General features: G+C 68.8%; 11 protein-coding genes. 6 read left to right on the forward strand and 5 right to left on the reverse strand.

What is annotated here, in order from left to right:
* Positions 1-72: 72 nt before the first annotated feature.
* From E6C72_RS25060 to E6C72_RS25080, 5 genes are all read left to right on the forward strand, one after another.
* A complete protein-coding gene (locus E6C72_RS25060) occupies positions 73-1521 on the forward strand; it encodes an APC family permease (RefSeq protein WP_109087076.1) in 1449 nt (482 codons plus the stop codon).
* A 73-nt stretch (positions 1522-1594) separates the two neighbouring features.
* Positions 1595-3103: an aldehyde dehydrogenase gene (locus E6C72_RS25065; RefSeq protein WP_247875846.1), complete on the forward strand. Its 1509-nt coding sequence runs from the start codon at positions 1595-1597 to the stop codon at positions 3101-3103.
* 184 nt (positions 3104-3287) lie between these two features.
* Positions 3288-4238, forward strand: coding sequence for a transporter (locus E6C72_RS25070; RefSeq protein WP_247875845.1), 951 nt, complete (start codon positions 3288-3290; stop codon positions 4236-4238).
* Between the two features lie 14 nt (positions 4239-4252).
* Positions 4253-5479: an MFS transporter gene (locus E6C72_RS25075; RefSeq protein WP_109087075.1), complete on the forward strand. Its 1227-nt coding sequence runs from the start codon at positions 4253-4255 to the stop codon at positions 5477-5479.
* Between the two features lie 96 nt (positions 5480-5575).
* Positions 5576-7018, forward strand: a complete 1443-nt coding sequence (locus E6C72_RS25080; RefSeq protein ID WP_109087074.1) for an amidase — start codon at positions 5576-5578, stop codon at positions 7016-7018.
* 37 nt (positions 7019-7055) lie between these two features.
* Here the strand turns inward: E6C72_RS25080 and E6C72_RS25085 are convergent, their stop codons facing one another.
* The gene (locus E6C72_RS25085) at positions 7056-8051 is read right to left on the reverse strand and encodes a helix-turn-helix domain-containing protein (protein WP_247882166.1); all 996 of its coding nucleotides are present in this window, start codon (positions 8049-8051) and stop codon (positions 7056-7058) included.
* Positions 8052-8319: 268 nt separating this feature from the next.
* Entirely contained in the window at positions 8320-9039 is a 720-nt protein-coding gene (locus E6C72_RS25090) for a GntR family transcriptional regulator (protein ID WP_109087073.1), read from the reverse strand.
* A gap of 371 nt (positions 9040-9410) precedes the next feature.
* Here E6C72_RS25090 and E6C72_RS32395 point away from each other — a divergent pair, with 371 nt between their 5' ends.
* Complete coding sequence (locus E6C72_RS32395) at positions 9411-11771, forward strand: hypothetical protein (protein WP_109087072.1); 2361 nt, start codon at positions 9411-9413, stop codon at positions 11769-11771.
* 48 nt (positions 11772-11819) lie between these two features.
* Here E6C72_RS32395 and E6C72_RS25100 read toward each other — a convergent pair whose 3' ends face one another.
* The 3 genes from E6C72_RS25100 to E6C72_RS25110 are packed head-to-tail and all read right to left on the reverse strand — an operon-like array spanning position 11820 to position 15034.
* On the reverse strand, positions 11820-13034 hold the full coding sequence (locus E6C72_RS25100) for an acyl-CoA dehydrogenase family protein (protein ID WP_199228813.1): 1215 nt from the start codon (positions 13032-13034) through the stop codon (positions 11820-11822).
* Positions 13031-14161, reverse strand: a complete 1131-nt coding sequence (gene ssuD, locus E6C72_RS25105) for an FMNH2-dependent alkanesulfonate monooxygenase (protein WP_109087071.1) — start codon at positions 14159-14161, stop codon at positions 13031-13033. Before ssuD ends, E6C72_RS25100 begins: the two co-directional genes overlap by 4 nt.
* A gap of 15 nt (positions 14162-14176) precedes the next feature.
* The gene (locus E6C72_RS25110; protein ID WP_109087070.1) at positions 14177-15034 is read right to left on the reverse strand and encodes an amidohydrolase family protein; all 858 of its coding nucleotides are present in this window, start codon (positions 15032-15034) and stop codon (positions 14177-14179) included.
* Positions 15035-15122: the final 88 nt, after the last annotated feature.

Consider the following 15122-nt stretch of genomic DNA (forward strand, 5'->3'; position numbering starts at 1 on the left):
CCGGGGGCTCTCCCCGCGACCCCTCATTCGCCAATGCCGGCCCGACGGGGCCGGCCAGTCCGGAGAGGCCAAATGACGACACCGGTTCAGGGAAATGCGTCCACAGACTTGAGAAAAGGCGCCCTGGGCGTCGGCTTCATCGTGTTCTTCGTCATCTCGGCCGCCGGGCCGCTGACCGCCGTGGCCGGCGGCATGCCAATCGGCTTCCTGCTGGGCAACGGCGCCGGCCTGCCATCGCTTCTGCTGATCGTCATCGCCATCCTGCTGATCTTCTCCGCCGGCTATACCGCCATGGCCCGCCACGTCACCCACGCCGGCGGCTTCTACGCCTTCATCGCCCGCGGTTTCGGCGGCCAGTTGGGGGCCGCCGGCGCGGCGCTGGCCATTCTCGGCTACAACGCCATGCAGGTCGGGCTGTACGGGCTGCATGGCGTCGCCACCGCGGCCTTCGTGAAGGAGATTGCCGGCATCGACCTGCCCTGGTGGGTCTGGGCCTATTCCGCGATGGCGACGGTCGCCATCTTCGGCTACCGGCAGGTGGATCTGTCGGCCAAGCTGCTGGGATTGCTGGTCGTCGGAGAATATGTCGTGGTCCTCATCCTCGACTTCCTCATCCTCAGGAGCGGCGGTGCGGAAGGCCCCACCACGGTGTCCTTCACCCTGCCGGCCCTGATGACCGGCGCGCCCGCCATCGGCATCCTGTTCTGCTTCGCCTCCTTCGTCGGCTTTGAAGCGACGACGATCTACGGCGAGGAGGCGAAGAATCCGGAGCGCACGATCCCGCTTGCCACTTACCTGTCGGTGCTGCTGATCGGCAGTTTCTATGCCTTCTCCGCCTGGTGCATGGTGGTCGGCGCCGGGGCCGGAACGCTGGTCGACACCATCGCCGGCCTTTCCGACCCCACCCTGTTCATCTTCACCCTGGCCGATCGCTATGCCGGCCCCTGGCTGACCACCGCGATGAGCGCGCTGCTGGTCAGCAGTGTCTACGCCGGCCTTCTGGCCTTCCACAATTCGGCCGCCCGCTATTTCTACTCCATCGGCCGCGAGGGGCTGCTGCCGGAAATCCTCGGCCAGACCCATGCGGTCCACAAGAGCCCGCATGCCGGCTCGGTGCTCCAGACCGGCATCGCCTTCTTCATCATGACCGCCTTCGTCATCGCCGGGTCCGATCCGCTGCTCACCCTGTTCTCGTGGCTGACCAACCTCGCCACCCTCTGCGTCATCGCGCTGATGGCGCTGACCTCCTTCGCGGTGGTGCGGTTCTTCCGCAAGCGCGCCGACCTCGACCAGGGCGTCTTCAGCACCCTGTTGATGCCGGTGATCTCCGGAGTGCTGCTGTCGGCGGTCCTGGTGCTGGCGATCCTGCATTTCGACGTGCTGACCGGCAATTCCGGCCCGCTGTCCTGGGTCCTGCCGGCCCTTCTGCCGGTGGCGGGCATCGCCGGCATCCTGCGGGCCGTGGCGCTGCGCCGGCGCAATCCCGCCCGCCACGCCCAGCTCGGCCTCGGCAAGGCCTGACCACACACCTTTCACAACGAAAACGACAAGCTCCGCCCCGCATCGACGGGGCGGAGAGGGAGAGGATACGACCATGAGTGAGCTGATGCCGGACGGGCTCGTCCCCGTCCTTCCCGAAGTCGACGCCTTCCTGCGCAAGGACCACCAGCTGTTCATCGACGGCAAGTCCGTGCCCGCCACATCCGACCGCAGGATGGAGGTCCACGACCCGTCCACCGGCGCCGTCATCGGCAGCGTCGCGTCGGCAACCACCGGCGACCTCGACCGGGCCGTCGCCGCCGCCCGCCGGGCGCTGGAGGGCGAGTGGAGCCGCATGCGGCCTGCCGACCGCGAACGCCGCATCCACCGGCTCGCCGACCTGATCGAAGCGCATGGCGAGGAACTGGCGCAGATCGAGACGATCAACCAGGGCAAGTCGATCACCATCTCCCGCGCGATCGAGGTCGGGGCGTCGGTCGAGTATGTCCGTTACATGGCCGGCTGGGCGACCAAGATCGAAGGCTCAACCCTGGACCTGTCGATCCCGATGCCGCCCGGCGTCCGTCACACCGGCCTGACCCTGCGCGAACCGGTCGGCGTCGTCGGCGCCATCGTGCCGTGGAACTTCCCTCTGATGATCGCGCTGTGGAAGATCGCCCCGGCGCTCGCCTGCGGCTGCACCGTCGTCCTGAAGCCGGCGGCGGAAACGCCGCTGACCGTCCTGCGTCTGGGGGAGCTGGCGCGCGAGGCCGGCCTGCCGGACGGGGTGCTGAACATCGTCACCGGCGGCGGTTCGACCATCGGCGCCGCGCTGGCCCGCCATCCCGGCATCGACAAGGTCACCTTCACCGGATCGACGGCGGTCGGGCGCGAGGTCGGCATCGGTGCGCTGACCAACATGACCAGCTTCTCGCTGGAGCTTGGCGGCAAGAACCCGCTGATCGTCCTGTCGGACGTCGATGTCGGCGCCATCCTGCCGGGGCTGGCCATGGGCTGCTTCCTGAACCAGGGACAGGTCTGCGCCGCCGCCAGCCGGCTGTACGTCCATGCGCCGCTCTACGACCGCGTGGTCGGCGATCTGGAAGCGGTCATGAAGTCGATGCGCCTCGGTTCCGGGCTTGACCCGTCGGCCGACCTCCAACCGCTGGTGTCGGCCCGCCATCGCAACGCCGTCGACGCCATCGTCGGCGAGGCGGCGGAAGCCGGCGCCACGATCCTGACCGGAGGCCGCCGGCCCGACCGGCCGGGCTATTTCTTCGAGCCGACGCTGATCGTCGATGCCGACCACGCCAACCCGGCGATCCAGAAGGAGATCTTCGGCCCGGTCGTCACCGTAACGCCGGTGAAGGATCTGGACGACGCGCTCCACCGTGCCAACGACAGCGGCTATGGCCTCGCGGCCAGCATATGGTCGAACGACTTCGCGGCGATCACCAGGGCAATCCGCGACTTGCGGGCCGGCACGGTGTGGGTGAACAGCCACATCCCCGTCGACCCCAACCTGCCCTTCGGCGGCTTCAAGCAATCCGGCATCGGGCGCGAGCATGGCCGCAGCATCATCGACCAATACACCGAAATCAAATCAGTCTGTATCGCGATGTAAATCTATGATTGCTTGCACTCTTTGAGCGTCTACGCGGGCCGGCCCTTTGGGCTGGCCCATTTTCTTTTTCCGCTTTCTCTCCCTGTCTCACGCACCTCGGCGATTTATGCCGAATCCGGATAACCGATCCGCATTCTCCTGATTAAGCTTTTCCTACAAACCAATTTAAAAAACAGGGAGCATCATGACCATCCCCCACACGATGTGCCGGGTCTGGAGACCGCTTGCCGCCGCCCTGACCCTTTGCGCGGGTCTCTGGGCAAACCTCGACGCCACGCCGGCGCTCGCCACCGAAGGCGGGGCGCCGACCGCCCCGTTCGGCGTGTTCGAATTCGGGGCCGGTATCCTGCCGCCGCCGACGCCCTACGGCACGCTCGGCATGCGCACCAACTTCTACACCGCCAGTTCGGTCAAGGACGGCGCCGGCAACACCCGGCTGTCGGACTTCCGCATCAACACCCTCTCGGTCGGCGCCGCCTACATCAAGATGACCGAGACACAGTTCCTCGGCGCCAATGTCGGCTTCGGCGGCATCGTCCCCTTCCTCGACATCGGCGGGCACCTGTCGGTGCCGACGCCGGGCGGCCCGCTGCGGCTGGAAAGCCAGACCTTCAAGCTGGGCGACATCCAGCTGTTTCCGGTGATGCTGCAATGGCAGTCGAAATCGCTGTTCGTCAACGCCATCGCCCAGGTACAGGCGCCGACCGGCGCCTATGACGTCAACCGGTTGTTCAATCCGGGCACCAACCACTGGTCCTTTGCCCCGGTGGTCGGCGTCACCTATGTCACCGACGGCGGGTTCGAGGTGTCGTCGAACTTTGAACTGGACATCAACACGGTCAACCACAAGACAGACTACCGCAGCGGCATGGAGTTCAAGCACGAGTTCGCCGTCGGCCAGCATGTCGGCCCCGTCACCGCCGGGCTCGGCGGCTACTGGTACCAGCAGATCACCGACGACCGCGGTCCGGGATCGGGTGACGGCAACCGGGCGCGCGTCTTCGCGCTGGGGCCGGCGGTCAGCTATTTCGAGCCCGGCATGCCGCTCATCGCCTTCCACACCTACAAGGAGTTCGGGGCGCAGAACCGTGCCCAGGGCTATGCGACCGCGCTGCGCGTCGCCTATTCCTTCTGAGGAGGGCCATGGCAATGACCGACCCCCACCCCTCGCCGCTGACCGGACAGCCACGCCGCGCCACCGCGCGCCAGGGTGCTGTGATCCTGCTGGGCAGCAGCCTGACCATCGTCGGCTCGGTAATGATTGCGCCGGTGCTGCCCAAGCTCGGCGCCGAATTCGGCCCGACCACCCCGCAGGCCGACGCGCTGATCCCCCTGGTGGTCGCCGGCCCGGCGTTCGCCATCGCGCTGTTCGCGCCGGTCGCCGGCTGGCTGGCCGACCGTTTCGGCCGCAAGTCGATGCTGATCCTGGCAACCCTGCTCTACGCGCTGCTGGGCGCCGCCCCCAGCCAGCTGAGCGACCTGTCGCTCATCCTGGTCTCCCGCCTGCTGTTCGGCTGCGCCGAGGCGATGGTGATGACCTGCTGCACCACCCTGGTCGGCGATTACTGGAGCGGTGCCGAGCGCTCCCGCTACATCGGCCGGCAGGTGGTGACCATCGGCGTCGTCGGATCGCTGTTCTTCGTGATCGGCGGCGCCACCGGCGAAAGCTCGTGGCGGACGCCGTTCCTGCTCTACCTTCTGCCGCTGCTGATGATCCCGGCGATGGCGCTGGTCCTGTGGGAACCGCAACGCAGCCCGCGCGCCCAGCGTCCGAAGGCCGCCTTCGGCCATGGCGTCCTGCGCAGCATGGCGGTCGCCTATCTGCTGGTCTTCGCCGGCATGCTGGCCAGCTTCGTCGTGCCGGTGCAGTCGCCCGGCATCGTCGTCGCACTGGGCATCACCTCCTCCACCCTCATCGGACTGTGCGCCGGGCTGGGGCTGCTGGCATCGCTGGCAGGGTCGATCCTGTGGCCGGTGCTGCGCCGCTGGATCGGCACCCGCATGGTCAATGCGCTGCTGCTGACCTTGATGGCGGTCGGGCTGTGGCTGCTGGTCCATGCCGCCAGCTACGAGGCGGTGCTGGTCGCCGTCGTCATCCACGGTGTCGGCGCCGGTCTGCTGGTGCCCAACGCGCTGGCGCCGCTGCTGGAATATCTGCCGGAGGCAACCCGTGCGCGCGGCGTCGGCGGCTTCACCTCCTGCCTGTATCTCGGCCAGTTCGCCAGTCCGCTGGTGATCGCGGCGGTCGCCGGCCCCGCCCGGGGCGTGCCGATGGCGATCACAGTCTTCAGCTTCGCCACGCTGGCGCTGGCCGCCGTCTGGCTGGTCGTCGGCCTGCGCCGCAGCACGCTGGCCTGCGAACCCGGATCGGCCTGACGTCCTGTCCCTTTCCCCATCCTTGCCTCTCTCCCCCCTGCCGCGGGAGCGCTGTCCCACTCCCGCGGCCCTTTTTCCTTCCCGGAGACCATTTCCATGCAGAACCTGGCTTCGACCGTTCCCTGGCGGGACGGCCTCGATCTGGCGGAGCAGATCCGCAAGGGCGCCGTCACGCCGCTGGAGGTGCTGGACGACACCATCGCGCGGCTGGAACGGGTCAACCCGGCGCTGAACGCCGTCGTCGAGACGCTGTTCGAGACGGCGCGGGAGACGGCACGGCGCCCGGTCGTGGACGGCGCCCCCTTCGCCGGCGTGCCCACCTTCATCAAGGATCTGTTCATGCCCGTCGCGGGCGCCCGCATGACCAACGGGTCGCTGCTGTGCGAACGGGCGACCGGACCGCTCGACGGCGAGTTGATCCGGCGGCTGCGCAAGGCCGGACTCGTCATCGCCGGCACCACCACCTCGCCGGAGTTCGGCACCTCCTACAGCACCGAATCCCGGCTGTTCGGCGCTACGCGCAATCCCTGGTCGCCCGGCCGCACCGCCGGCGGGTCCAGCGGCGGGGCGGCGGCGCTGGTGGCCGCGCGGGTGGTGCCCTTCGCCCACGGCAATGACGGCGGCGGGTCGCTGCGGGTTCCTGCCTCCTGCTGCGGCGTTTTCGGCCTGAAGCCGACACGCGGGCGCGTGCCGATCGGCCCGCTGGTGGGCGAGGGCTGGGCCGGCATGGGCATCAACCACGCCGTCACCCTGTCGGTGCGCGACAGCGCCGCCCTGCTCGACGCCTCCGCCGGCGCCGCCCCGGGCGACCCCTATGCCGCACCGGCACAGGACGGCCGCTTTCTCGACGCGGTGTCGCGTCCGCCGAAATCGCTGCGCATCGGTCTGGTGCGGTCGCTCGCCCCCTGGCCGACCCATCCCGACTGCCTCGCCGCAATCGACCACACCGTCCGGCTGTGCGAAAGCCTGGGCCACCGGGTTGAGGGAACGGAACTGCCGGTCAGCGCCCCGGAATTCTACGACACCGTCTTCACCATCATCGGCGCCCAGACCCGCAGCCTGCTGACCATGATCGGCGCGATGTCCGGCCATCCCGCCGACGAGTCCCTGCTGGAGGCACGCACCCGCATCCTGCTGCGGGCCAAAGGCGACGTCAGCGGTGCCGCCTATGCGGCCGCGGTGGACTGGATCCACGCGCTGGGCCGGAGGATGGCAGCGCTCTTCACCGATTTCGACCTGCTGCTGACGCCGACGCTGGCGAAGCCGCCGGTCGCCATCGGCGCGCTGGACATGGAGGAGGCACAGACTCTGGATGATCTGATCGACCTGTTCCACAGCTTCTCGCCCTTCACCGCCCTGTTCAACGCGACCGGACAGCCGGCGATGTCGGTCCCCCTCCATTGGACAGCCGACGGCCTGCCCGTCGGCTCCCATTTCGCCGCTCCCTTCGGCGAGGAAAAGCTGCTGTTCTCCCTGGCTGGCCAGTTGGAATCGGCACAGCCCTGGAGCGGCCGGGTGCCGCCCGTCAACGCGCTCTGACCCCGAATATTGCCGTTTCCACCGCCGCCGCCCGCGCTCACCCCCGCGGGCGGCGCAGCGTTTCCGACGGCAGTTCGCCGAACAGGGCGCGATACTCTCCGGCGAAGCGGCTCCAATGCCAAAAGCCCCAGCGGGAGGCGATTTCACCGATGGAGACCGGCCCGCCGGCGGCGGCGCGCAGATCCCGCCGCACCCCGTCCAGCCGCATCATCCGCAGGAACTGGGTCGGGCTGAAGCCGAAGGCGTCGTGGAAGCAGTTCTGCAGCTTGCGGCGACTGACACCGACATGGCGGCAGATGTCGTCGATCGTCGGCTGCCGTTCGGCATGCTCCATCACAAAGGCCCGCGCCTTGTCGGCGATCCGCTTCTGAGGGGTCGCGATGGACAGCCGGTCGCCCTCCTCCTCCGCCGAAAGCGTATCGAGCAGCAGGTCGGCCAACGTGCTTTCCAGCCCGGCGCGGCCGCCGTCATGATCCAGGGCCCGGGTCAATCGCGGCAGATCCGCGAACACGTCGGCGACGGCCTGCTTCAGGCGCCGCATCGTCGGGGTGGAGCCATGCAGGCCGGGCCGGCCGCCACGCAGGCGCTGGGCGGCCAGCTTGCGGCCTTGCGTCTCCGCCATTTCCAGTAGCCAGGACCGGTTCACGGCGATGCAGGCGAGGTCGAGTGACCGCGGCGTGCAGAGTTCCACCAGGTCCTGTCCATCGGTGACCAGACAGGCCGGAAAGATCAGCGGCCGTCCGGCGAAACGCCCTTCGCCCTGCGCTTCGATCGGCAGGCTGAACACGATGGAGCCGTCCCAGGCCCGCCCCCGTTTGGCGAGGGCGGTGTTGGCGACATCGCGCAGAATCTGCATGCGGTCGAGGCGGATGTCGATCAGGCTGCCGTCGAACCGGCCGGATGACAGCTGTGTGAATTCCAGCGACCAGCCACGCGTCAGCCCGGCATGTTCGGCGGCGTCGGTTGAGCGGACCATGGTCACCCGCGGCTGACCCGGCGGCTCTTCCGATGGATCGGACAGGACGTCTGGCAAAGAAGTCCTCCAGCAGGCACGAGAGGATCGGAACCGAAGGCTGACGCCGCCTTTCGCAATCATGGCGGCAAGGGCGGTGTGTAGCGTCGCACGGACCGGGTCGCAGATCCACCGTCAATCCCGGCACCCATCAGCTCCGCGATCGATGGGCCGCCGGACTGTTCTGGAGGAAACCGTATCGGCTTTCCAGCTTTCACACGCCATTTTTTTGATACTGCGCGCCATGTCATCTTCCGGTGCTCTGGGCGACGGGGCCGCCGGCCGAACTTTATCCGTCCCAGCTGTGGGACAGGATGAAGCTGTAGCGTTCGGACCGGATGTGGAACACCGAACGGTCGGCGCAGCCGCCGCCGACGAAGACGGAGCGGCGGTCCATCACCAGCACCGGCGCCCCCACCGGCAGGCCGAGCGCTACCGCCACCTCCGCCTCGGCCGCTGCCGCCTTCACCTCGATGTCGGCGCCGCCGACCGGCTTTCCAACGACATCCTGAAGCATGCCGTAGATCGGCCTGTGCCCGGCAGCCTGCCAGTCGACCGGCTCCAGGGCTGGCGGCAGCAGGCTGCGGCCCAGCGCCACCGGCTCGCCATCGACCAGATGCAGGCGGCACACCTCCAGGCAGCGGGCGCCGAAATCCTCCCGCAGATCAGGCGGCGTCACAACCATCCGCGCCGACAGCGGCCGCATCGTGGCGTCCAGGCCCTGCAGACGCAGGGATTCGTGGAAACTGCGCAGGCGGTCGAGCGGATGCTGGACACGCTTGCCCGCCGTGAAGGTGCCCTTGCCCTTGCGACGCTCGATCAGCCCTTCCGTTTCCAGCCGGTCGAGCGCCAGCCGGACGGTGACGCGGCTGACGCCGAAGCGGGCGCCGATCTCGTTTTCCGTCGGCAGCCGTCCCGACGGCTCGAACAGACGGGCGGCGATCTCGTCACGCAACTGGTCGGCGATCTGGCGGTAAAGCGCCGTCGCATTGTCTCGCACCAGGGCCACCCCGCCCTCTCCCCTTCATTGACCGACCCGATCGACCGGTGGTCGCGCCTTGATGCCATCGGCGGCCGGTCGGCTCAAGCCCGCATGTCCTCACGACGGCGCCGGCGTTACCCAAACCCCGATTCCCGATTTGTCTCATATTGCATTATATGTATTATATTGTATTATCGCACTGAATTGGTGGGTGCAGGGAAAAACACAGGAATGAGCAGTGGATTTCCAGTGACTCTTTCCACCCCCTGCTTATGCGGCCCCTCCGGCTGGCGCCAACCTCCTGTCCGCTATGTCGCCATCGCCGGCATGACCGCCTGGATCACCGAAAGTCCCGTCCGCCCGACCCGAAAACCCACGATGCCGGAGGAAACGTCGCCATGTCCGAGGCCATAACCGAACCCCAACCCTTCCGGCGTCACATCGCCCCGGTCGGGCTGTACGAGCGCAACAAGGACCGCCCCTTCCTGGGATCGACCAGCTGTTCGCACCGCCGGCTGGTGGCCGGGGAATGGACCGAGCTTCAGCTGGTCTACGAGGTCGGTGCCTCGGGCCTCGCCGACGGGGCCGGCATCAAGCTGGCGATGAAGTTCTATTCCGACTGGGCGCTGTTCCAGACCAGCGACCCGCAGGCCGCCAACTACGTCTCGGCGGAATACGAGGCCGGGCCGCTGGTGCCGGGGCAGAGTCCGGCGACGATCCAGGCGCTGAAGGTGCGCTTCGACCAGAAGGGCCACGAGCGCCCCTATCAGAAGGCCATCGTCATCGACGTGATCGACGGCTACCTCAATCCCGGCGACCGCATCGTCATCCGGCTCGGTGACAGGCGGCGCGGCGGGCCGGGCACGCGGGTGCAGAGCTTCGTCGAGCAGGGCTTCCGCTTCCGCGTCTTCATCGACCCGCTCGGCAGCCAGAAATATGCCGAGGTGCCGGGAGACTGCGTGCTCGACATCGTTCCCGGCGCGCCCGCTGCCCTGCGTCTGGTGGCGCCGCGCCTGACAACCCCCGGTCCGGCAACCCTGCTGCTGCGCGCCGAGGACATCTGGGGCAACTGCTGCACCGGTGGCACCATCGACACCAGCCTGACCCTGACGGGACCGCAGGGCGACACCACGCAGCAACTGACGCTCTCGCCCAACAGGGATGCCTATGGCTGGCTGGTCCATCGCCAGGAAGCGGTCTTGGCGCAGGGCGAATGGCGCATCGCGGCAACGGCGAAGGGGCTGGTCCCAGCCGAAGCCTTCGTCACCGTTGAGGAGAACGCCCCGCGCGCCTATTACGCCGACCTGCATGTCCATTCTAACGACACGGTCGGCACCAACGACACCGCCTACAACCTGTCCTACGGCCGCGACGTCGCCGGGCTGGACGTGCTGGGCTACACCGCCAACGACTTCAACGTCACCGAAAACGCCTGGAGCGAAGCGGTCGGACTGATCGACCGCTTCAACGAGGCGGACCGTTTCGTCTGCTATCCCGGCACCGAATGGTGCGGCAACTCGGCGGCGGGCGGCGATCACAATGTCGTCTTCCTGCGCGACGGCGTGCCGCAATTCCCCATCGACAGCCGGGGACAGCCGGTCCGCTCCTTCGAGTGGAACGAGTCGACGCGCGGCAAGCTGCGCCCCGGCGCCTGGCCGCTCGACGATCTCTATGCCGCCTATCAGGACGACCCGGAAGGCCATCTGCTGATCCCGCATGTCGGCGGCCGGCGCTGCAATCTGGACTGGCACCATCCCGAACTGGAACGGCTGATCGAAATCGGTTCCGCCTGGGGCCAGTTCCACTGGGTCTATGCCGAGGCGCTGGCCCGCGGCTACCGGCTCGGCGCCTCGGCCAGCAGCGACGAGCATCAGGGCCGCTGCGGCGGCGGTGCGCCGGCCACCGCCGTGTTCGGTGCCCGCGGCGGGCTGACCGGCGTGCTGGCCGACCGGCTCGACCGCGCCACCATCGGCCGGGCGTTGCGCTCGCGCCGCACCTTCGCCACCACCGGCGAGCGCAGCGTCGCCAGCCTGCGGCTCGGGGACCGCTGGATGGGCGAGGTGGTGACGGCGTCGGCGGCCGATGCGCTCGACTATCGCCTGCTCGGCGACCGCGGCTGGGAAAGCCTGCGGCTCTATGACGGCGAGAGCCTGCTGTGGGAACGCGACCTGCACCGCGAACTGGGATTGTCGGAGCGGCGCATCCGCCTGCGGCTGGGCGGCGCCCGCATCAAGGACCGCTATCGCGGCGCCTATTGGAGCGGTGGCATCACCGTCACCGGGGCGGCGGTGCAGCGGGTCGAGCCCTTCGGCTTCGACCATCCCGAACAGGGCTGCTGGCGGCAGGACGCCACCACCGTGGCCCTGCGAACCGTCACCCACGGCGACACCGACGGGGTGGAACTGACGCTGTCGCGGCTGGCCGGCACGCGCATCCGGGTGCATCTCGAGATCGGCACCTATGTGAAGGTCGGCAACCCGCTGACGCCGCCGCCCAACCCGCATGCGCCGGAGGCGGTGCTGGAGATCGACGGCGATGCGCTGCTGGCTGCTGGCTCCGTAACGCGGATTCTGTCCGGCACCGAGCTGGAGGTGACGGTAGAGCGCGTGACCGAGGCGCCGCTGCCGCGCGACCTCGCCGGCCGCATCCCGCTCGCCAGGCTGGGGCTGGAGGACGGCCGCGAACATCCGCTGTTCCTCACCGGCCGCCAGCGCGACCAGTCGCGGGTGTGGACCTCGGCGCTGTTCCTGTCGCTCTGAGACCGACGCCCCCTGGCGATCCGGTCACGCCGGATCGCCAGGGGTGGATCAGGAGTAGAAGCCCGGTTCCGGCAGAGCACCGGTCAGGGCATGGGTGCCCAGCTCCTTCAGCTTGTAGTCCAGCGGATCGTGCAGGGAGTGGGTGCGGATGTTGCGCCAGAAGCGGTCGAAGCCATAGCGCCCGGCGGCCCCCCGCGCGCCCGTGATGTCGAACAGCCGGCCGGCGGCATCCAGACCGGCACGGGCGGCGGCGACCTTGAAGGTGGCGACGGCGAGGGAGGTCTCGCCCCGCTCCTGCGCTCCCAGCGACCGCCCGCGCTCCCACGCCCGTTGCAGCCGGTCGAGCGCCAGCCCGCCCAGCGCATCGGCGGCGGCGATCGCCAGCTGCAATTCACCGAAATGATGCAGCAGATAGGGATCTTCGGCGGCGCTCGCCACGGCCGACGCCCGCCAGGGCCGCCCTTCCGTCAGGGTGAAGCCGCGCGCCGCCGCCAGCGCCCCTTCGGCGATGCCCAAATAGAGGCTGGCGAGGATCGACTGGGCGATGCAGGGTCGCAGACTTGAAGCGACATCGCCGAACGGCCCCGGCGGTCCCAGGATGTCGGCGGCCGACACCGCCACGTCGGTAAAGGTGACGGTGCCGCTGTCGGTCTGGCGCTGGCCGATGGCGTCCCAATCGTCGAGCACGGCGATGCCGGCACGGTCGGTCGGCAGCACCATCACCCGCAACACCCCGTCAGGCCCGTCCGCCGACACCAGCAGCAGGTCGGAATCGCTGGCGCCGGAGCAGAAGCTCTTGGTGCCGTTCAGGACCCAGTTCTGCGGCTCCTCATCCTCCGCCAACTCGCCGGCCCCCTCCCCGGCCTGCGTCAGATGGGTGCGGCGGTCGAGCGGGTTCAGCGCATTGCCCCAGAACAGGCCGCGCCGGGCGGTTGCGGTCAGTAGCCCCGCCCGCTGGGTCGGATTGCCATAGAGCAGGATCGAGGCGACCATCAGATGATGGAAGGCGAAGATATGGGCCAGCGAGGAATCCACCTGCGCCAGGTCCCGCACAGCCCCCAGGATCGCCGGCCAGCCTTCTCCCTGACCGCCATAGGCCGCCGGGATCGCCAGGGTCAGCAGGCCGGAGCGGCGGATGGCGTCGCGTTCGGCCTTGGCGGTGCCGCCGGCCCGGTCGCGGGCGACGGCGGTCTCCGCCAACAGGCTCTTGAGGTCGGCCAGCGCCCCGCGCAGAGACGGGCTGGACAGCGGAACGATGCTCATGACGCGCTCCTGGCCGGCTGAAGATCGCCGAAGGGGCTGACGAAGGCGACGTCGGGTGCCGCTTGGGCGGCGGGCGGCGGGGCCGTCACCGGCAGCAGCGGGAACAGCAGGTCGGCGACACGGTGTGCTTCCTCCAGATGTGGGTAGCCGGACAGGATGAAGCTGTCGATGCCGAGATCGCGGTATTCCAGCAGCCGGTCCGCCACCTGCCGCGGGTTGCCGACCAGAGCGGTTCCGGCGCCGCCGCGCACCAGTCCGACGCCGGCCCACAGGTTGGGCGCCACCACCAGATCCGCCCGGGAGGCAAGCTCGGTCATCCGGCGCTGGCCTTCGGACTCGAAGCGGCGGAAGGCGCCGTGCGCGGCCTCGACGGTGCTGCGGTCGATCTTGCTGATGAGCTTTTCGGCGGCGGCCCAGGCCTCGGCCTCGGTCTCCCGCACGATGATGTTGACGCGCAGGCCGTAGGACAGGGTGCGGCCATGGGCGGCAGCCCGCGCCCGCACGTCCGCGATCTTGGCGGCCACCGCGTCCGGTGGCTCGGCCCAGGTCAGGTAGGTGTCGAAATGCTCGGCCACCGCGGCATGGCCGGCGGGCGACGAGCCGCCGAAGAACAGTGGCGGATAGGGGCGCTGGACCGGCGGCAGCGGCACGGTGGCCCCCTTCACGGTCACATGGTCGCCGGTGAAATCGACGATCTCGCCGGCCAACACCCGCTTCCACACCGTGAAGAACTCGGCCGCCTGGGCGTAGCGGGCATCATGGTCGAGGAAGACGCCGTCGCCCGCCAGTTCCGCCGCATCGCCGCCGGCCACAACATTCAGGTAGAAGCGCCCACCCGACAGCCGGTCCAGTCCGGCGGCGAGCCGCGCCGCGAAGGTCGGCGTCATCGAGGACGGCCGGGTGGCGACGAGGAAGCGCAGCCGCTTGGTCGCCGCGATCAGCGCGGCGGAGACGATATACGGCTCCTCGCAGGCCTTGCCGCAGGGAACCAGCACGCCATGATAGCCACGCCGGTCGGCCGCCTGGGCGATCTCGGTCAGATAGGCCAGCGTGGCCGCCCGGCTGTCGATCTGGCTGCCCAGATAGGGGCCGTCGCCATGCACCGGCAGGAACCAGAAGATATCCATGGGTCCGTCCTCCGCTCAGAGATCGAGCGCCAGCAGGCGCCGGGCATTGTCGAACAGCAGCCCGTCGAGCACCGCTCCGTCGAAGCCGAGCTTCAGGAAATCCTCCACCGTCTGCTTCATCGGGCGGAACGGGTAGGAACTGCCGAACAGCAGCTGGTCGCGCAGGAAGCCATTGGCGGCCTCGACATACAGGCGGCTGCCGGGCAGGAAGATGTACATGTCCGGCACGATGTGGACGTTGGGATGGCGGAAGGCGATGCCGATGATTTCCGCCACATGCGGCCAGAAACCGTGATGGATGACGATGTTCAGGGTGGGGAACGCGCGGGCGATGCGGCCGACCGGGGCCGGATCGTTGAAGCCCGGATCCGGCGTCGTCGGACCGGTCATCAGGAAGACCGGCACCTTCAGCTGGTCGCAGGCGTCATAGACCGGCAGCAGCGACGGGTCGTCGAAGGGGATCGCCGGATCGAGGAAGCCCGGTTCCAGATTGATGCCCTTCAGCCCCAGCGTGGTGACAGCTCGGCCCACCTCCGCCACCGCGGCGGCGGTGCCCTGGCGCTGCGGATCGACCGAGCCGACGCCGATCAGCTCGGGCCGGCCGGCCACCAGCTCCCGCACGCGGTCGTTGGAGGTGCTGACGCCGGGGGTGTCGCGGCCGATGATGGCGGCGGCGGTGATGCCGGCCTCGCGCACATCGGCCAGGAAGCCGTCCAGCGTGTGGGAGCGGGTGAAATGGCTGTCGTCGCCGCGGGTGCCGACGCGCCGGTTCAGCCATCTGGCTGTCTCGAAACCGGGCGTGCCGGGGGTCGCCCCGTAAAAATCATGCAGGAAGGCGGGACGGCTGCGCAGGTCGATGATCTTGCGGGACACGATTGCGGTCTCCGGTTGCGGTGTCTGCCTGGGAAACGCAACATCGGTGCCAAGCCGGTTTTTCGTTTTCAATCAATCTCTTGCTTGG

Source organism: Azospirillum sp. TSH100 (assembly GCF_004923295.1).
In the GTDB taxonomy this organism is placed as follows: Bacteria; Pseudomonadota; Alphaproteobacteria; order Azospirillales; family Azospirillaceae; genus Azospirillum.